Origin of the sequence: Chrysiogenes arsenatis DSM 11915, assembly GCF_000469585.1 — a bacterium.
In the GTDB taxonomy this organism is placed as follows: domain Bacteria; phylum Chrysiogenota; class Chrysiogenetes; order Chrysiogenales; family Chrysiogenaceae; genus Chrysiogenes; species Chrysiogenes arsenatis.
Genome location: NZ_AWNK01000001.1, coordinates 53,706 through 73,555, shown reverse-complemented (window position 1 = coordinate 73,555; position 19,850 = coordinate 53,706). Strand labels below are relative to the sequence as shown.

General features: G+C 51.3%; 15 protein-coding genes. 6 read left to right on the top strand and 9 right to left on the bottom strand.

The features are described 5' to 3' along the window. Nucleotides 1-61 precede the first annotated feature (61 nt). The 5 genes from P304_RS0100335 (at nucleotide 62) to P304_RS0100315 (ending at nucleotide 6,284) form a co-directional block, all read left to right on the top strand. Nucleotides 62-2,689 (top strand): CBS domain-containing protein, encoded by a 2,628-nt coding sequence (locus P304_RS0100335; protein ID WP_027388922.1) that lies wholly within the window; start codon nucleotides 62-64, stop codon nucleotides 2,687-2,689. A 113-nt stretch (nucleotides 2,690-2,802) separates the two neighbouring features. Beyond that, nucleotides 2,803-3,885 (top strand): 3-deoxy-7-phosphoheptulonate synthase, encoded by a 1,083-nt coding sequence (locus tag P304_RS0100330; RefSeq protein ID WP_027388921.1) that lies wholly within the window; start codon nucleotides 2,803-2,805, stop codon nucleotides 3,883-3,885. 166 nt (nucleotides 3,886-4,051) lie between these two features. Beyond that, the gene (locus P304_RS17155) at nucleotides 4,052-4,213 is read left to right on the top strand and encodes a hypothetical protein (RefSeq protein WP_169720913.1); all 162 of its coding nucleotides are present in this window, start codon (nucleotides 4,052-4,054) and stop codon (nucleotides 4,211-4,213) included. A gap of 33 nt (nucleotides 4,214-4,246) precedes the next feature. Next, nucleotides 4,247-5,011, top strand: a complete 765-nt coding sequence (locus P304_RS0100320) for a hypothetical protein (RefSeq protein WP_027388920.1) — start codon at nucleotides 4,247-4,249, stop codon at nucleotides 5,009-5,011. Nucleotides 5,012-5,291: 280 nt separating this feature from the next. Next, nucleotides 5,292-6,284, top strand: a complete 993-nt coding sequence (locus P304_RS0100315; protein WP_027388919.1) for a Fic family protein — start codon at nucleotides 5,292-5,294, stop codon at nucleotides 6,282-6,284. A 163-nt stretch (nucleotides 6,285-6,447) separates the two neighbouring features. Here P304_RS0100315 and recB read toward each other — a convergent pair whose 3' ends face one another. After that, on the bottom strand, nucleotides 6,448-10,056 hold the full coding sequence (gene recB, locus P304_RS0100310) for an exodeoxyribonuclease V subunit beta (RefSeq protein WP_027388918.1): 3,609 nt from the start codon (nucleotides 10,054-10,056) through the stop codon (nucleotides 6,448-6,450). A gap of 18 nt (nucleotides 10,057-10,074) precedes the next feature. Then, on the bottom strand, nucleotides 10,075-10,968 hold the full coding sequence (locus tag P304_RS0100305) for a hypothetical protein (protein ID WP_027388917.1): 894 nt from the start codon (nucleotides 10,966-10,968) through the stop codon (nucleotides 10,075-10,077). A 227-nt stretch (nucleotides 10,969-11,195) separates the two neighbouring features. Here P304_RS0100305 and P304_RS15755 point away from each other — a divergent pair, with 227 nt between their 5' ends. Continuing rightward, complete coding sequence (locus P304_RS15755; RefSeq protein ID WP_051321261.1) at nucleotides 11,196-14,069, top strand: sensor domain-containing protein; 2,874 nt, start codon at nucleotides 11,196-11,198, stop codon at nucleotides 14,067-14,069. 8 nt (nucleotides 14,070-14,077) lie between these two features. Here P304_RS15755 and P304_RS0100295 read toward each other — a convergent pair whose 3' ends face one another. From P304_RS0100295 to hypB, 7 genes are all read right to left on the bottom strand, one after another. After that, a complete protein-coding gene (locus P304_RS0100295) occupies nucleotides 14,078-14,428 on the bottom strand; it encodes a hypothetical protein (RefSeq protein WP_027388916.1) in 351 nt (116 codons plus the stop codon). A 2-nt stretch (nucleotides 14,429-14,430) separates the two neighbouring features. Continuing rightward, a complete protein-coding gene (locus P304_RS0100290) occupies nucleotides 14,431-15,060 on the bottom strand; it encodes a hypothetical protein (RefSeq protein WP_027388915.1) in 630 nt (209 codons plus the stop codon). A 100-nt stretch (nucleotides 15,061-15,160) separates the two neighbouring features. Beyond that, the gene (locus tag P304_RS0100285) at nucleotides 15,161-16,129 is read right to left on the bottom strand and encodes a KpsF/GutQ family sugar-phosphate isomerase (protein WP_027388914.1); all 969 of its coding nucleotides are present in this window, start codon (nucleotides 16,127-16,129) and stop codon (nucleotides 15,161-15,163) included. Further along, on the bottom strand, nucleotides 16,130-16,954 hold the full coding sequence (gene kdsA, locus P304_RS0100280; RefSeq protein WP_027388913.1) for a 3-deoxy-8-phosphooctulonate synthase: 825 nt from the start codon (nucleotides 16,952-16,954) through the stop codon (nucleotides 16,130-16,132). After that, nucleotides 16,951-18,585 (bottom strand): CTP synthase, encoded by a 1,635-nt coding sequence (gene pyrG, locus P304_RS0100275; protein ID WP_027388912.1) that lies wholly within the window; start codon nucleotides 18,583-18,585, stop codon nucleotides 16,951-16,953. Before pyrG ends, kdsA begins: the two co-directional genes overlap by 4 nt. A gap of 151 nt (nucleotides 18,586-18,736) precedes the next feature. Next, nucleotides 18,737-18,979, bottom strand: coding sequence for a HypC/HybG/HupF family hydrogenase formation chaperone (locus tag P304_RS0100270; protein WP_027388911.1), 243 nt, complete (start codon nucleotides 18,977-18,979; stop codon nucleotides 18,737-18,739). 3 nt (nucleotides 18,980-18,982) lie between these two features. Continuing rightward, nucleotides 18,983-19,813, bottom strand: a complete 831-nt coding sequence (gene hypB, locus P304_RS0100265) for a hydrogenase nickel incorporation protein HypB (protein WP_027388910.1) — start codon at nucleotides 19,811-19,813, stop codon at nucleotides 18,983-18,985. Nucleotides 19,814-19,850 lie beyond the last annotated feature (37 nt).

Here is a 19,850-nt window from a genome sequence, read left to right as displayed (position 1 = left end):
AACACTGGCGAGCGCGCGCTCGTGAGTTTCGCGAGTGAGACATTACCGCAGGAAGGGTCACGTGCAAATAATCGTCAGTCATGCGAATCCTGATTTCGATGCCTTCGCGTCCATGGTAGCTGCAAGTAAGCTCCATCCCGACGCGGTAGTGGTGATTGTCGATTCGCCCAGCATTACCGTGCAGCGCTATTTAGCACACTATCCATTTCCGAATCCGCCTCAACCATCCAGCACTATCGACCCCACAGACGTTACGGAATTGATAGTTGTCGACACCTCACAACCGCAACGTTTAGGCTCTTTTGCTACGCTCTACGGCATGGTTCCTACCACCATTTATGATCACCACCCGCTTCCTGAAACAGAACTTCCCCCGAATGCTTTGATCGAAATGAACATCTGTAGTTGCGGCTCCAATGCGGCTTTTATGACACAACTCTTGCGTCAAAAATCCCACGCTATAACGCCAGCACTGGCAACACTTTTAATGACTGGCATTCACGAAGATACCGGTCATCTGCTCTACCGCTCGACCACGCCGCTCGACTATCAAAGTGCCGCTTACTTGCTGGAGTGTGGCGCGGAGATGGAAGTGGTAGATCGCCTCCTCGCGCGCCATTGGCAGGATGCCGAAATTCATATTCTCAGCGACCTTTTGCGGCATAGCGAAACGCGCATGATTCTCGGCGTCAATGTTGCGCTGTGTTACGCCGATTTTCATCAATACGTTCCTGACGTATCGGGGATGCTGGGAAATATTATGACGATGAAGGAATCCGACCTCCTTTGCGCTCTTTTGCGGATGGAAGGGCGGATTTATGCCATTGTCCGTAGCAAATGTTTTGTTTCGGCGCGTGAAGTTGCCGCCATATTTAACGGCGATGGGCACCGCGATGCGGCCAGCGCGACCGTGCATCACATGACACTTTTGCAGGCAGTTGAGGCTTTTTGGCTGCAAATGAAGGCCGTTGTCGCGCGGATGAAGCAAGCGGCTACCATCATGAGTGCGCCGCCGAAAGTCATTACCCTGCATAGCACCATAGCCAGCGTATGTGCCTTTTTGGGGCGTGAAGGGCTTAACTGTCTGCCCGTCGTGAACCGTAATGACACGCTCTATGGCATCGTCGGCAAAACCGCCGCCTTTAAAGCACGCGAACATGGCCTTGGGATGGAAGAAATTGCCTCTATTGCCGAAACCGAAATCACCTCGCTCCCTCCCGAAGCACCATTTGACGCGATTGAAGCCGTCCTCTTGCGCGGATTGCAAGGGTTGATTCCCATCGTGAACGCCGAGAAAAAAGTGGTTGGCGTTATTACCCGCACCGACCTTTTACGTGAATATCGCTACGAAACCGACAGTAAAACCGTTGCTCAAAAACGGGAAGCCGAAGCGGGGCCGCAGCAGAAAAATGTCTATCGCCTGCTTGGGGAAGTGGCGGGCGCGCACGTGCGCCAACTGCTTGAATCAATTGCCGCTATCGCCAATGAAGCGGAGCGCAATGTGTATCTGGTTGGTGGTGTGGTGCGCGATTTGATGATGCGCCGCCCGAATCACGATATTGACCTCGTTGTCGAAGGTGAAGGGATCACCTTTGCCACACAGATCGCCCAGAAACTTGGTGGGCGAATCAACACGCACGAACGTTTTGGAACCAGCATCGTCATCCTTGCCGATGGTAAACGGGTTGACATCGCCTCCAGCCGCTCGGAGTATTACGAACACCCTGGCGCGCTCCCCACCGTTTCGCTCAGTTCCATCAAGCGCGACCTCTACCGCCGCGATTTTACCATCAACGCGATGGCGATTTCGCTCAACACCTTTGCTTTAGTTGATTTTTTTGGCGGCATGCAAGACATCCGCGACCGCCGCATCCGTATTTTACACAGCCTATCGTTCATCGACGATCCCACCCGCATGTTCCGCGCCGTCCGTTTTGAACAGCGCTACGATTTTCCCATTGGCGACCAAACCCTGCGGCTGATAAAAAGCGCACGTGACCTTGATTTACTCCAACACGTCAGCCATAAGCGGCTGTATGACGAATTACGCCACATGTTTACCGAAGCGCGACCCACCAAGTGCTTGCGTCGACTGTTTGAACTGCGCCTTATGCAAGGGCTGCATCCTGAACTGGTGTACGATGCCAAAACCATGACGCTCATCGACACACTGGAAGAGTTGTTAATTGCCTATGACTTTTTAGCACCCGCACTAGAGCGCAAAGATATCCTGTATCTGACGTTACTCCTGCGAACCATGGATACCGACACGCGCGAATCATTCCCCATCTTGCGCGAAACACCCAAAAAATATGCCGCCATTGTCCGCTATGGCTATGGGCAGGCTGGAGATATCATCTTTTCCCTCGGGCGCGAAAAAGAGTTTTGGAAACAATTACAGATTGCCAGCAAACCACCCGTCGAAATTATCCTGCTTGCACTGGCACGGGGAAAAAACACCCTCGGCGCGCAATTCCTGCAAGAATACCTCTGCCGCTATCGCTACCAACGGCCACAACTCAAAGGGAACGACCTCATCGCCCTTGGTGTGCCGGTCGGCAAAGCGATTGAGCGAGGATTATTTGAGCTCTGGGCTTTTGTGGCCTGCAGTCAAACACCACCAGCGCGCGATGAAGAAGAGCGGTGGGCGAAACATCAGCTTGTGCCACGGCTGACCGCTCAAGAATGAAGCATCCCATGGGTGCATTTCCACTTGATTGCCGCTGTGTTTTCGCGATACCGTGAGCAGATTGATTCTTTCGGCATTGAACAATAAAATTTTATATTCCACGGAGATAGCCCATGATTCGTACCACCGACCTGAACGTCACCAGCCTTACCCCGATTATCACCCCCGCCAATCTGAAACAAGTGTTCCCCCTTTCCGAAGACGGCGCGACCTTCGTCACCCAGTCGCGGCAGAGCATTCGCAACATCCTGAGCGGCAAAGATCACCGTTTGATGGTCGTCGTCGGCCCTTGCTCCATTCACGACCCGAAAGCCGCGCTGGAATATGCCGAACGTTTGGCAAAACTCAACCGTGACGTGCAGGATCGCCTCTTTCTCGTCATGCGGGTATATTTTGAAAAACCGCGCACCACCATTGGATGGAAAGGGCTGATTAACGACCCCGACCTGAACGGAACGCACCAAATTTCCAAAGGGCTGGGCGTTGCCAGAAAACTGCTGTGCGATATTACCGATCTGGGTATTCCCATTGCGACCGAAATGCTTGATCCAATCACCCCGCAATTTGTCGCCGATATGATCAGCTGGGGCGCCATTGGTGCACGGACAACCGAAGCGCAAACGCACCGTGAAATGGCCAGTGGCCTTTCGTTCCCCGTCGGCTTTAAAAACGGCACCGACGGCGGTTTGCAAATCGCCATCGACGCGATTAAAGCCGCACAGCATCCGCACCACTTCCTCGGCATCAACCTTGACGGGCGGACATCCATCGTCAAAACCACCGGCAACCAGTTTGTCCACATCGTGCTGCGTGGCGGAAATACCAAGCCGAACTTCTTCCCTGAAGATATCCGCGAAACCGAAGCAATTTTGCAGAAATCCGGCCTTGTCCCCAACATCATGGTGGACTGCTCGCATGCCAATTCGTTTAAAGATCACGAACGGCAAGCCGAATCGCTGGCATCCGTTCTGGAGCAAATCCGTGGCGGCAACACCTCGATTTTCGGCATCATGATGGAGAGCAACCTGAAAAGCGGTAACCAACCCATGATGCCCTGCGCATCGAAACTTCGCTATGGCGTTTCGATCACCGATAAATGTATCGATTGGGAAACCACCGAACGGCTACTGCGTGATGCGCGGCTGGTGCTGGACGAAATCGATGGACGTTCGGCACGGCAGGAACCGACGGGGTGAAGACAGTGGAGATGTGACGGCAGTGTGGTGGCGGTTGGCGGGTTCGAAATATCTGCCATTCACCGGACTTCTGCCCTCCAGACGCACCACCGCTGTCATTTCGACGAGCGAAGCGAGGAGAAATCTGTAACTAACAAACAATGGCAGAAGTTGTTGAGGTGGCAGTATGCCCAAAGCTAAATTAGACTCAGAAGAACAAGAGTTGCTTGAAGCATACGAGTCCGGATCGTTTAAATCGGACTTGGACGCCGATCGTCGTGAGTACCTTGCCAAGGCTCTTCATAAGTATGTCTCCGGCGGTTTCAATAATATCTCTGCTAACGGATAAGGTTACGAATTACTCATTATGGTGGCCTGACAAATGAATACGAAATCTAGTAGCATCCAAGCCGAATTGCTTTCCGTTATTGAAAAATACGTTCAGTTTACGTCCACTATTGAGCCTTTTACATCGCCTAGCGCGACCGCACAATACATGCTTATGGCACGGTCATGCAACGCATTTTCCGCAGCAGTTTCACTTTGCATGAGTGGCTTTTTCGTGGAGTCCTACAATTCAGCGAGGGTTGGCCTAGAAACAGGGTGGCTATCGCTGATCTTGCGACAAGATTCTGCAAAAGCATTGGAATGGCTTACTTTAGTCCCATCGGATTCATCTATGGAAGTTGCTGAGAAGCAATACCGGAATACATTCGGGTCACCTGCTTGGATACGGAAAGAAGTTTCGCAGGAGGGCAAAGAGCAGCGGGATAATCTCTATCAAATCCTGTCAACAAAAAGCCACGCCAACGTGGCGGCGACTTTCTTTATGTGCCCATCGGAAAGTGACTCGAATGATCTGTGCTTATATGGCCCCGAGCCTCTGGATAGTGAAGAGCATCGCTGTAAACATCTACGCGGCATTTTCTACTGCTTGAACAGTCTCATTTACGAAATTCAGTCACAATGTAACGTTGATTTGTGTGTCACTTGGAAGCACGACGAAATGGGGTTGTTTAATATCGCTGGCGTTGGGTTCCCAGATAAGGATACTGGCCTAAGAGTGGTGCCCAAAAAGGTTAATGCTGCTTATCAGGTAATGGTTCTCCAGAAGCTTGCCAAACTCCAGCAAAAGGCAGCAAGGTGACAATTAAACGAATAAAACTAGATTTTGCAAACGAAGCGAGCCACGATCTGAGCTGTTTGTTGGATGAGCCAGATGGTCAAATTCTAGAAAATAGCTTTTTGATCCCAAGGTTGCTCCGTCGGGTATTTGAACCATCGCGAGGCGGGAGGATGTGACTGGCTATTCTTTGCGCAAGATTTTGCAGATTCATCGTTCACTTATCGCGGTGTGGAGCATGAGTCAATTGAGAGCACACTCGCCTTAAAGCCATGCGTAGTGAGTAAAACTGAAAAGGAATCTCGTGAGTACTTACCACCCACCCTACACTATCACGGAAGAAATATTAAACCGTGTGGCTGCTCTCAGTGAAGCCATTGGCCGTTTATCGGTATTTACTGACCAAGCCAGGGTACTCCGGCTGCGGCGCATCAACCGTGTCCGCACCATCCACGGTTCGCTGGCTATCGAGGGCAACACTTTGAGCGAAGCGCAAATTACGGCGATTCTGGAGGGGAAGCGGGTTATTGCTCCACCGCGCGAAGTGCAGGAAGTAAAAAACGCTTTGGCCGTGTATGACCGTTTTAGCGAGTGGCATCCTGCGGCAGAAAAGGATTTACTCGAAGCGCACCGCATTCTGATGTCTAGCCTGATCGACGAAATAGGCTGCTACCGTCGCGGTGGTGTCGGAGTTATGGCTGGGCAAGAGGTGATCCACATGGCGCCACCCGCCGAACGTGTACCGCTTTTGATGGCTGATCTCTTCGGCTGGCTAGCGGCTACTGATGCTCACCCGTTGATTGCCAGTTCTGTTTTCCATTACGAGTTTGAGTTTATCCACCCATTTGCGGATGGAAATGGCCGCATGGGGCGGTTATGGCAGAGTTTAATTCTGGCGCGTTGGAAGGCTGAATTTGCGGATATTCCAGTAGAAAGTCTAATTTTTGAGCATCAGGCCGAATACTATCAGGCTTTACGGGAAAGCACGCAGCAAGCGGATTCGGCACCGTTTATCATCTTTATGTTGCGCATGATTCAGGAAGCGCTCGAAACGTCAACCCCCCAAGTCGCCCCTCAAGTCACCCCCCAAGTCGGCGAACTGTTGGCCATGATTCAGGGGGAAATGAGCCGCGAAGATCTCCAAAATGCGCTCGGCCTTTCTGACCGCAAATCATTCCGCGACCGCTATCTGAAGCCCGCTCTTGATGGCGGTTTTATTGAAATGACCATCGCCGACAAGCCAAACAGCCGTTTGCAGAAATACCGGCTGACCGACAAAGGTTTGCATTTTTCGTAACTATTAAAGTGCTTGAAACAGTGCTCTTTCAAGGCGCTACGATGTTATTTCCAACGAGTGAAGCAAGAGAAGTCTTAGATCTCTCACATACGTTCGAGATGACGGGACAATATGCTGAAAAATTACCTTTGTTCTTTTCAACTCAACAACCAAACCGCCCCACTCACCCCAAAGCTCGGCTCAGTGTTTCGATCTGCTCTTCGGCAGGCATCACGGTAAAAACTCCTTTGCCATACGCCATGCCGCGCAAAAACAGGTAATAGACTCCACCAAAGTGGTCACAATAGCGGTAGTTTGCCAGTCGGTGCTGCAAGTAGCGGTGGAGTGCCACGCTGTACAGCAGATACTGCAAAGCGTATTTTCCGTTTTGCATGGCGTGGTGCAGGCTGGCAATTTCATACGCCTGTTCGTGATTCCCCAAGAGGTTGCTTTTATAGTCGATGAGGGCGTAGCGCCTGTTTATTTCGCACACGAGGTCAATACTTCCGGTGACAAAGCCTGCCCGCACCTGCAAGCTGAGTTCGGCAATACTTTGGTAAAGCTGCCCTTCCGGTGAGTCCGGTGCGGCGAGTGTGGCAAAAAGCTGGCTCCACGCATGCTGGCTTAACGAGCAAATGGGAAAGTGAAATTCGAGTTCGCTGAGTCGCGCTGCGCGTGGAATCTGCTGCAGCGACCATGATGATGCTCCATCTCCAAAGGACGGCAGAGGAGCCTGTACGACGTGAGTTATCAGTGCGAGAAGTGCGTTGGCAATGCTTGATTGGGTGTCGTCACGGATGCCATAGCGGGAAAGGTATGGTGCCACGCTGGCGGTGTTCAGCATGGTGGTGTCGGCAAAGTCGATGGCGGCGAATATGTCATGCAGCAGCAATCCCATCGTCCGGCCGCTAGGGAGCACGTCGTCGCGCGGGGTCAGCGCTGGCGTGTCTATCGCGTCATCAAGGGCATCGTTGATTTCATCGATGCGGTTCCAACTGGTGCGCGCGTGCGCCAGTGCGGTAAAGCTGGTTTGGTGCCAACTGGGTGCAATGGTGTGGCGTTTGGCTCTGCGGTAGTGCAGTGGCGTGTTCGCCACGGTATCCGTCGCGTACTGGATGGGCATAGTATCAGGAAGCGCGTCAATGCTGATGGCACCGGCGGGGGTAGAGGCAAAGAGTGTTTTCGCTATGTGCTGTTGGAGTTCCTGCGTATTCAACGCTGGAAGCTCACTCTGCCCGAGTAAAAGATAGCTTTGCGCTGATTCGTAGGTATCTTCTATCGGAGGTTGCACGAGGTAGCAGCGAACGATGGCACGTGTTAGCGCCACGTAGAGCAAACGTATTTCTTCCGCATGGTTTTCTAGTTGATAGCGCGTAAAGTGCTGTTCCCAATTGTTGCTACCCAAATCGACGGTTGGGGCAAAGTCATGTTCTGGGAGGTGAATTGTCATGCCGCTCGCCAGCACCCGTTGTGCGATGGTGTTGCGTGGCTCCCATCCGCAAGGGATAAAAACAATGGGGAATTCCAGTCCTTTGGCACGATGCACGGTAATAATTTGCACCCGCTGATGATCGGATTCGAGCCGTAGCATCCGCTCATCGTCGTTGTTGTCACGCTCGCGATCATACCAGCGCAAGAGTTCGATACCGCCAAGGTGTCCCGCCTGCTCGGCTTCGTGCACCATTTCAGACAGGTGACGCAAGTTGGCAAGGCGGCGTTCGCCGTCGGATCGCTGTGCGAGGCGAGCAAAAAGCGAATGTCCGTCGCTTGACAGTGTGGTATCTGACCAAAAGCGGGAGAGTGCGTGGAGCACGCCAGAGTTTTGCCACAATCTATGACACGCTTCGGCGGCCTTTTGTAGTGACTCCATCCGCAGCGTGAGTTCTGTCAGTGTCAGTCCCCAACTTTCGCAGAGCATGGCGCCGCGCAGTAGATCGTGACGGTGCGGATGCCACAGCGCATGCAGCAGGTGGCGCAAATCTTCGCTTTCAGTTGTCTGAAAAACGCTGCTATCGACAAAAAGGGTGGCTGGGATGCCAATGGTGGCGAGTACCTGGCGCATCTGTTCGGCTTGCTGGTTGGTGCGCACAAGAATGGCGATATCACCAGCGCTTATCTGATGCCGTTCGCCATTGCGTGCTTGATAGTGGGTTTGGCTGGAAAGAAGGCGGCTAATCTCGCTGGCAACACCTGTTAGCACTGTCGATCGCTTTTGTTTTGTGATTTTTTCCTCGGTTGTCCAAATATGCAATGCGCTCTGTGGCACGCTGTTCATAATAAGCTGGCCGGGAGCGCCAACTGCTGATGCCTGCGATGGGAAGTACTCAATAGCAGCCGTATAATCGCTTCCGCGCAAGAGTTCGCTCGCACGAAACGGGTCGACGTGCTGCGAGAATATGGCATTAACCGCACTGATCATAGCCGCTGAACTGCGGTAATTTGTCGTCAGGCTCCAATGCGATTTGCACTGACTTTTGGCGCGTAAGTAGGTGAAAAGATCAGCACCGCGAAAGCGGTAAATGGCTTGTTTCGGGTCGCCGATCATCAGCAGTAGATGGGATGGCGTGGCAAATATGGCATGGAAGAGTTCATATTGCCGTGGATCGGTGTCTTGAAATTCGTCGATCAGCGCTGCTCGAAAGCGGTGTTGGAGGTGCGCGAGTAAGATGTCACGATTGTCGTTGTGAAGGTTTTGCCAGAGGAGCGCTATCAGATCATCAAAGAATACGACACGCTCTTTTTGTTGAGCATCGCGAGTGCGTGATTGCACATACTGACGCGCTTGCAGTTTGATCGGGAGGAATGGGTCGGAAGAAGCTGGAGAAGCTTGTTGTAGTGTCTGATAGAGCGTGACTATCGGATCAAATTCTTTGGGTGGCTGCGGCAGAACATGCCCTTTTTTGAGTCGAGACGCCAGTTTGTCGGGAAGAAAGTCTTCGAGTTGCTGCCACTCATCGCTGGTTTCCAGAATGTCGCGTAGTTCTTGGACGACAAGAGCGGGATCGCCGTGTGCGCTCCATGCCTTGAGCCGTTTCGCGCGCAAAGCGAGGGCGCCATCGCGCAGCAATGATGCAAAAAATTCTACTAGGGGCGATTCACCATTTTGTGCCGCATCGCGAGCGGCTTGCCAAATGGTGCAATGCTGTACATGTTCGGCAGCGAGGGTTTCGGGATCGGGCACCACGCGAGCGCTTTCTGGCCACTGCTTGCCCCAACTGGCAAGCGTTTCAGGGTGAAGCGTATGCGCCGATTGTGGAAGCTGCTCAATGGGAAGGAATGCAACGGCGTTGCGCCAATAGTTCTGATGCAAGCGAAGTTGTAACGGAGTGGGGTCGGACTCTAGCTCCATGCGAAAAGGGACGTTACATTCCAGTGGATACTCTTGCAAAATTCGTTGGCAGAAACCGTGAATCGTATAGATTGCCGCACGATCAATGGTGCGTGCGGCGTGCCACAGACGCGTAATGGCGGTTTGTCGTGTATGGCTATCGCTTTGAATGTAAGGGGCTAAGACTTCTGCTAGCGCTGGATCTGCCTTTGCGAGTGTTGCTTCCGTCAGGAGTTGTGCTGCCTCGGCAATACGCGCACGTATCCGCTCACGCAACTCTTGGGTAGCGGCGCGAGTAAACGTCACGACCAGTATTTCTTCTGTGTTGTGTTGTGTTTCGAGGATCAAACGGAGGTAGAGTAAAGCAATGGTAAAGGTTTTCCCGGTGCCGGCACTCGCTTCGATCAGGTGAGTGCCGGTTAACGGAAGGGTAGCTGTGTGAAGGGGCTGGCTGCGTGACTCCATAATGTGAGTCATCCGAATTTAGAAACGGTAGCCAAAGCTAATGGAAAATGTCGAGTCGCGACCTTTCACTTCATAGTTATCAATGCGCGCTGTTCCCGTAGAGTGGAATTGATCCATTTCCCCTTTGGCGAAATACTGTTCATAGCGTGCCATGCCGCTAAGAGTAAAGCGGTTATCGAAATCGACATTGACATTCCCTTGCACCCCGTAGAGGTATCCAAATGCAGTGCCTTCAGCGGTAAAGCTGCGTTGTAAATGGTTGTCTTTGTCGAAACTCGCTATGCCGCCAAGCGATCCGCTGAGGTCAAATGAGACCATTTCGCGATCGATTAAACGGTACCCCAAGGTGTAATACAGGCTGTGGCGATAAAGTTCATACTCCAGTGTTTTGCCGCTTAGATTGATGTTTAGTGCGGGGATATTCGACACTTGTTGTGTGTCGTACACATGGTAGCGATCGTAGTTTAACTTGTAGCCCAACGCACCGAAAACACGACCGCGCGTTTCGCGTTCTTCAAGATGAATAAAGAGAGACTGATCCAGTTCTGAACGTGATTCTGAGTAAATGGCAAGATTTCCAGTTGTTCCCAGCCAATCGGAGTCACGCATGATTCCATCGCGTGAAGAAAGGGCATAGCCGCCGCGGATAGCAAGTGACATGGGGCGACCCCAAATTTCATGCGGAATGTGCAGCTCCGGAACAAAATAAAGTGCTTCTTTCTCAAACTCCAGCTTAGAGGCCGCCCATGGGTACGAAGTACCGTTTAAGGTTGTTGGAAAGTCGGATATTTTGAAATAATGATCACCACGGACGTATTCCACTCCGGCATTCAGGCTATAGCCCCACGCGGGTGTAATGCTCACAAAAAAGAGACTACAAAGAACAAGCCACTGTCGATACAGCGTTTTCATACATACATACCTTTAGTAATTTATTCATTCAGAAAAAATCTATCAACGCGCGGAACATACCACAAATTTTGCCCGCACGCCAAGGAGAATTCATTGCTCGAATCGTTCAATAATCAGTTTTTGCGTGACAATCAAGATGCTTATCTCCTAAACTTCTCAGGCGTGAGAAGATCGTCCTGAATGCGATCTTTGGTTCGCTGGCATAGTGAAATTCATACGAGGAAAATGTGACACCATTCGACAAACGTACCATTTCTTCCGCTCAGTATAAGGCTCCTTTAGAACAATACAACTTCAGCCACTTGCGAGTGCGTAGTCTTCTCGCTCTCGCCACGTTACTGGTTGCTACCTTGTTGTTACTTGGTATTGTTATCTGGCAGGTTGCGGAGAACGAGCAGAGTATATTGTGGAAAATTTTCCCTTTAATTGCCGTTTGTTTTGTCATTATTACTGTCTATGCTTCATTTATGTTGAATCGCATGTTTACTATGGCGAAAAAGCTTCAGTACTCAGCCTCCTCTCTCATTGAAAGCGAAGGGGTTTTTCGCACTCTCTTTGAAGACTCGGCAACTCCCGCTCTGATTATTGCTCGCGGTATGTTTGTGGATGCCAACAGTGCGGCGCTGAATATTTTAGAGTGCCATGACAAAAGTCAACTCATCGGTTTGAGTCCGCAACGGATATCGCCGCATGTGCAGCCTGATGGCAAACTCTCCAGTGCCAAAATTGAAAGTCTTTTGGCGGCAGCTCTGGCAGGGAAATCGCTCCTTTTTGAATGGTGTCACCGAAAGTTTGATGGCACAGATCTACACGTCGAAGTGCTCTTTTCGCCCATACAGTTGCATGGCCATCCTGTCCTTCACGTTACGTGGCGCGATATAACGCTCCATAAGCGGCTCGAAACGCAGTTTCAAAATATTTTTGCCTGTTCGCCATTCGGTATTCTGGTTTTCGCCAGCGTGGATGAGGATTTGGTGCTGGAAAACATCAATCCAGCGGCACAACGCATTCTCCACCTTGATACTGCCATGATCGGTCGCACGGTTGACGGCAATGAACCGCACCTACTGGATGACGATATCCTCCAGCGCTTGCGCGCCATTGCGCTTTCCGGCGAAGCGTGGCACACCGATCACTTCCGGCGCGAAACGGTGCATGGCACGCATGACTATAGCCTGCATGCGTTTGCGCTTTCGCATAAAACCGTTGCACTTACGCTGTATGATACGACGCAACAACATTACCTGACGGAAGAACTTGAGCAACGGCTGCGGTACGAAAAAGCGCTTTCGCTTATTTCGCATGCGCTGTTGGTGCAACGTCTTGACGATCCTTTGTCGGAAATTCTGCACATCCTTCTTGATGCAGCGCATGCCGGGCGCGTCTATATTTTTCTGAATTTTGAAGATCCACATGACGGCCTGTGTACCGGGCAAACGCATGAGGCGTGTGCACCGGAGGTTACGCCGGAAATAAATAATCCTCTCTTGCGGCATATTCCGTACAGCGATCCTATGATAGCTCGCTGGCGCACCGAACTTGAACAGGGACGTCCCATCCTTGGTCTGACTGAGACGTTTCCTGATGAGGAACGGGAAATTCTTGAAGCGCAAGGAATACGCTCTCTTCTGGTTATTCCGCTCATGCGTGGTTCAGAATGGATGGGTTTCATCGGCTTTGATGATGTCCTCACGCAACGCCAATGGGATGCCATCAGTCTGCGCCTGCTCCACACGGGCGCCGAACTTATTGGAGCGTACTTTGAACGGAAATATTCTGAAGGGAAAATACACAACCTTGCCTTTTTTGATCCTCTGACCAAACTCCCAAACCGCCGACTGCTGGTTGACCGTTTGCAACATGCCCTTGCCAGTTCGGAGCGGCATAACGTATTTGGTGGACTTATCTTTATTGATCTCGACCATTTTAAGAAAATTAACGATACGTATGGTCATCAAACGGGCGACCTCTACCTGCAATCCATCGCACAGCGTTTGCTGGTTACGGTTCGCAAAAGTGATACCGTTGCGCGAATGGGTGGCGATGAGTTTGTAATCCTGCTGGAAGATTTACATCACGAAAGTTCAAATGCCGTGACGGGAGCTGAGTTGATTGCGGAAAATGTGCTCGATATTATCAAGCAACCCTTCCTGCTTGGCGACAATGAATATGCTGGTAGCGCAAGCGTTGGCGTTACACTTTTTCGTGGCTTTGATGACGGGGTTGAAGAGCTTTTGCGTCGCGCTGATAGCGCTATGTACCGTGCGAAAGGTTTTGGACGTTCAGCCATACGTTTTTACGATCCCGCTATGCAAGCGGCTCAAGATGAGCGTATTACCATGGAAAATCAGCTACGGATGGCGATTCGTAACAACGAGTTACGCCTTTTTTATCAAGTGCAGATGGATTCGGCGCATCGGCCAGTTGGTGCCGAAGCGCTTTTGCGTTGGGTACACCCGGAACATGGCATGATTCTGCCGGGCAGCTTTATTTCGCTTGCTGAAGAGACAGGATTGATTGTTCCGATTGGACAATGGGTGCTCGAAGAAGCATGCCAGCAGATAAAGCTATGGGAGGCAACGGCATGGGGGCAACATCTACCGCTCGCAATTAACGTCAGTGCGCGGCAATTTCGCCAGAGCGATTTTGTCGATCAACTCAAAAGTGTGCTGGTACGCACCGGCGCAAATCCGTGTTGCCTCAAACTGGAGCTAACCGAAACGCTGGTGATAAATGACGTCTCCAATGCTATCGCTAAAATGCACCAACTGAAGCAAATTGGGATTGGATTTTCGATGGATGACTTTGGTACGGGGTATTCCTCGTTGTCGTATTTGCGACAACTGCCGCTGGATCAGCTGAAAATTGACCGTTCGTTCATCTGCGATATGTTGGTCAAACCGAGCGATGCGGTTATTGTGCAAACGATTATTGCTATGGCAAAAAGTCTTGAATTGGAAGTCATTGCGGAAGGGGTAGAGACGGAGGAGCAACGGGAACTTTTGAGTGGTTTCGGGTGTACTCTTTTCCAAGGCTATCTTTTCAGCCGACCGCTACCGCTTGGCGAGTTTGAAGTACTTTTGCGCCACTCGCCATGGTAAGTGTAACCTTACAGGGTACGGTCGACTAGCAACGATTCTCCGCGAAGCATCTGGAGTTGCTGATACGTCTTTTTAAGACTTGCGACGCGGTTGTGCATCGCCATCATCTGCTCAAGGTGGCTTTTCTTCTGGTTCACGACAGCCAGTAACGTGCGGTTGGCGGCCAGTAAACTTTCTGCTTCTGGCACCGGAGTCCCTTTATCCATCGTTGCTTGCTTCATCTGATGAATCAGTTCGCGCCGCTGTTCCAGCAAGTGATCAATTTCGGTATCATCACTCACTTCGTCGTCAGCAAAAAAAAGCTGAATGCGTCGAGAAAGCTCAAGTAATTGTTGTACGAGAATCTGACGCTCATCCATGACTACCTCCCACTGTTGTAGACAATTTGGTAGAGATCGATGAAGGCTTCACGAATAATCGTTACGGAACCAGAAAGGCGCTCCCGCAAGAGTACCGAAAAATCTTCATAGGCCGAACGCTCTAACGCGTCCACGCCGTGCTCCACATGTAAAATAAAATGGTCGATTTCATCTAGCAGGCTCTTACCTTCGACAACGATGGTCGAAAGATCTATTTGGTAGAGTTCTGCAACCTTCATCAGTACTGGAAAAACCCATCCATCGAAAAGCTTCACGACATCGTGAAACGTCCCCATTGACTCTTGGGAATGTTCTTTCGAAAAAATGGTGTCGGCGGCGGTGTCGAGCGCAACCAAAACACGAGCGGTATATTCCTGAACATCGGCAAGGCTTTTGAGAGCCAATTCACGAGGAGTCGCCGTTTCCACTTCAAGCCGCGTTACCTCTTTGGAAGGGATCAGGCACAGCTCTTCTGGAGTACTCTCGACATGCTCCACGCCATTCACCAAGAAAGAAACCAGCACGTGCTGGTCGGTGATGTGATTCGTCTGAAGCTTCACAAAAAGTGCCCCGAGGTGACGGCAGCCGCGCTTATCCAGCTTTGCTGAAACTCCATTGACCAAAATATCCATGGCATTCCCTCCCTTCCATTTACACTCTATCGGCAAAAAATACGTAAAGGGTTAACAATTGCAGCGGCATGATTGTACTAATGCATTTTAGACGCCAAATTTATGCGATCCCTTCGCGAAGTAACTGATGCAGATGAATAAACCCTTCAGGGCACCCTTGGCTATCAACACAAAAGAGGCTGGTAATGGAATGTTTTTCCATGATAGCTAACGCTTCTGTTGCGAGTTTTTCCTTGGCGATCCTTTTGGGGGTGCGGTTCATAATTTCTTCCGCTTTTTTGTCAAAAAGTGCCGCTCCGTGTTGTTGCATCAAACGGCGGAGATCGCCATCAGTAATCAAACCAGCCAATTCGCCGTGTGGCGAAAGAATCCCGACAACGCCAAATCCTTTGGCGGACATTTCGTACACAACTTCGGAAAACGTTGCTTGCAAAGGGCGCAAGGGAAGTTTTTCTGCACTGTGCATGACATCGGAAACACGTGTCAGCAAACGTTTTCCCAGTGCGCCGGAAGGATGAAAAAAAGCGAAGTCGTCAGGCGTGAATTGCTTGCGCTCGAGCAGGGCAATCGCTAACGCATCACCCAGAACAAGTGTGTTGGTAGTAGATGAAGTAGGAGCGAGGTCATGCGGACAGGCTTCGCGTTTCACACAAAGATTCAGGCAGACGTCTGAAACCTCTGCCAGTCGTGACGTTCCCACGGCACTCATCCCAATTACGGGTATTCCTTGACGCTTTACTGCATTGATCACCTGAAGCACTTCGTTGGTCGTACCGCTATTGGAGATGGCAATCAGTGAATCTTCTTTCATGATCATGCCCAGATCTCCGTGCAGCCCTTCAGAAGGGTGCATGAAAAAAGCGCTGGTGCCGGTGGAGGCCATCGTAGCAGCAATTTTTTTCGCAATAATGCCGCTTTTTCCCATACCGGTAACGACGACTTTGCCGCGCGTCGCTGCCAGAATATCAACGGCGCGCTCAAATGCTGTATCGAGTCCTTGACGGAGGTTCTGCAACTGGGCAATTTCGATATCTATCGTGCGCTGCGCCGATGCAAGTGAGGATGGCATTTACGTCCCCTTGATCGTTGCGTCAAGTGCCAGCAATTGCGGCAACAGTCTATCAAGCTGCTCGATGGAAAGCATATTTGGGCCATCACACAGCGCTTGCGATGGATCAGTGTGTACTTCCATAAACAGCGCTGCCACACCAGCGGCGACGGCGCATCTGGAGAGCAAAGGGACAAATTCCGACTGCCCGCCGCTGCGGTCGCCCATGCCACCGGGGAGCTGCACGGCGTGTGTGGCGTCAAAGACGACCGGGCATCCGGTATTGGCCATGATCGCCAACGAACGGAAATCTACTACAAGGTTGTTATACCCAAAACTGACGCCACGTTCGGTCAGTGTTACGTGCGAATTGCCCGTCGCGGTAATTTTTCCAATGCTGTTCCCCATATCCCAAGGAGCCATAAACTGCCCTTTTTTGATATTGATCGGCTTGCCTGTTTGGCCAGCGGCGACTAAGAGATCGGTCTGACGGCACAAGAAGGCGGGAATTTGCAGCAAATCAACCACTTCTGCGGCGGGTGCTGCTTGATTCGATTCGTGAATATCGGTGACAAGCGGGAAGTTGTACGTCTGCTTGACTTCTTGCAAGACGCGCAATCCCTCTTCCATGCCAATGCCACGGAAGCTGGCGGACGAACTGCGATTGGCTTTATCGTACGAGGACTTGAAAACGACCGGAATGGCATATTTCTCCCGCAATGCCGCGATCTTTTCGGCACAGCGCAGCACGACATCGCGCGATTCAATAGCGCATGGGCCGAGCAAAAACGCCAGCGGCTGTGTATTGCCAAGCGTCACCGATCCAACGTTGACAAGCTGGCTCATGATTCACCTACTTCGCGGAACAACGTGCCGCTCGCCATGCTGGCGCGAATAAAGTCGCGGAATAATGGATGCGCTTTGGTAGGTCGAGATTTGAACTCAGGGTGGAACTGGCATCCCACAAACCACGGATGATTGGCGATTTCGACAATCTCAACCAATGTGCCGCTTGGTGATGTTCCGGCGATCACTAACCCCGCCTGCTCTAATTCTTGCCGGTATTTATTGTTAAACTCCAAACGGTGGCGGTGTCGTTCGCTGATCATTTCTTTCCCGTACGCTTGCATGGAGAACGTATCGGGAGCGACCAGACAATCGTATTTCCCAAGTCGCATAGTGCCGCCAAGGTTTTCAATATTTTTTTGCTCGGCCATAAAGTGAATGACCGGATTGCGTGCTGCGGCATCAAATTCAATCGATGTCGCATCGGCGATACCAAGCACATTGCGGGCATACTCGATAACCGCACACTGCATCCCAAGGCAAATTCCAAAGAAAGGAACTTTCTTTTCACGCGCATAGCGAATAGCTTGGATTTTCCCTTCCACGCCACGGTCGCCAAAACCGCCAGGAACCAAGATGCCATCAACATCGTGCAGCATTTCTGCCGCCCCTTTTTGCATCACTTCTTCGGCATCTACCCATTTTATCTTTACGCGGACGTCGTTTTCGATACCACCATGGACGATACTTTCGGCCAGTGATTTGTACGCTTCCTTGAGCTTGGCATATTTGCCAACAATCGCGATCGACACTTTTTCGCTGGGGTTGACGCAACGATCCACAATCCGTTTCCACTGCGTCAGGTCTATTTCCCGTTTCTCCAGCCCGAGCACGTCAAGGATCGCCTCGTCCGCTTTTTCGGCATAAAACTGGAGTGGTACGCGATAGATCACATCAACATCAATAGCTTCGATCACGTTCTGTGTGGCAACATTGCAGAAAAGAGCGATTTTTTCGCGGATATCGTAGGAAAGTGGACGTTCCGTGCGGCAGAAAAGAACATCCGGCTGAATACCGATTTTGCGCAGTTCCTGGACGCTGTGTTGCGTCGGCTTGGTTTTTACTTCACCGGCGGTACTGATGTACGGCACAAGAGTTAAGTGCATGTAGCAAACGTTGCGCCGTCCAACGTCGTACGCAAATTGCCGAATAGATTCAAGAAAAGGGAGACTTTCGATGTCGCCGACCGTTCCGCCGATTTCGGTAATGATGATATCGGCATCTTCGTTGCCGATATAAATATTACGTTTAATTTCATCGGTGATGTGCGGGATCACTTGAACGGTGCCGCCGAGATAATCGCCGCGCCGCTCTTTTTCGATGACCGAGTGGTAGACTTTCCCCGTCGTAATGTTGGAGTATTTATTGGCGCGCATATCAACAAATCGCTCATAGTGGCCGAGGTCAAGGTCAGTTTCAGCGCCGTCATCGGTGACGAACACTTCGCCGTGTTGATAGGGGCTCATCGTACCTGGGTCGATGTTGATATACGGATCAAATTTCTGAAGCTTTACTCGGTAGCCTCGCGCTTCGAGCAGTGCGCCAATACTGGCGGCGGCGAGCCCTTTGCCGAGCGAGCTCAGGACGCCACCCGTGACAAAGATGTATTTTTTTCCACTAAAGTCAGGCATTCGTTCACCTTTCACAAGTATAGCTCCCAATGGGTTTGCGATTGAACCATGGGAGCCACTGACAAATGTATCAAATAACGGGCGCTCTGCACAGCAAGAATTCGGGATGAGTTGCGCTGCTCTGCAAAGCGCTTCTCTGCCGCGTACTTCGTCAGCGCTCTTCGGCCGCTTCGGCCAAACGAATCATTTCCTGATACGTGGCCAGCGATTGTTCCGCCGCGTCGGTATCGATTTTTCCAATAGCAAACCCCACATGCAGCAGAATATAGTCGCCAACTGCTACCGGTTCGCCCATCAGATCCAGACTGACTTTACGCTGCACGCCCATCGTGTCGACCGTAGCAATATTATGTTCGTCGATTGACTCAACGCGTGACGGAATGGAAAGACACATGCCCTATCCTCGCAACTGTTTTTTGAGAAGGAGATAGTCGCACACTTTTTTCAAGGCCGCGTCGTCCTGTAGGTTCAGGCTCAGATAGTCCGCTTTTGGGTTGAGTTGTCGCAGATCCTCTTTGACCCGCTCTTCGCGGAAAGGGATATACGGCAGCAGATCATTTTTCGTGAGAATCACCAGATCGGCAATACGGAACATGACGGGATACTTCGCTACTTTATCATCCCCTTCGGGGACGCTCAGTAAAACGATATTCAAATGCGCGCCAAGGTCAAACGCTGCTGGACACACAAGGTTGCCAACATTTTCAATAAACACGACCTCCAGCTCGTTAAGCGGTAAATCGTGCAAGGCGCGGTGCACCATGTCGGCATCCAAATGGCACGCCGTGCCCGTGGTAATTTGCACCGCTGGAACCCCTTTGGCTTGCAAGCGCGCTGCGTCGCGATTCGTCTCCAAGTCGCCTTCGATGACACCAAAACGGAAGTTGGCTATCGCTGACAGTTTTTCAAGGAGCGACGTTTTGCCACTCCCTGGACTGCTCATCAGATTGATGGCAAGAATGTTGTGTTCGGCAAAGTGGGCGCGATTGGCCACCGCTTGTTGCACATTTTTTTCCAGTAAACGGCTGACCACTTCGACGGTCTGCCGCTTCTGTAAATGCGGATTGGCAGCAGCCGTGTCATCGTGGTGATGATGGTGTGGATCGTGACCATGATCGTGCGTGTGGTCATGATGATGCTCGTGCGCATGATGAGTGTCACCATGCTGATGCGAGTGAGAATGACGGAAATTCCCGCCGGGAGCGGCACAGCCGCAATCAGTACACATAGGAAAGCTCCTGTTCTTTATTTCCCTCGGTAAGCTT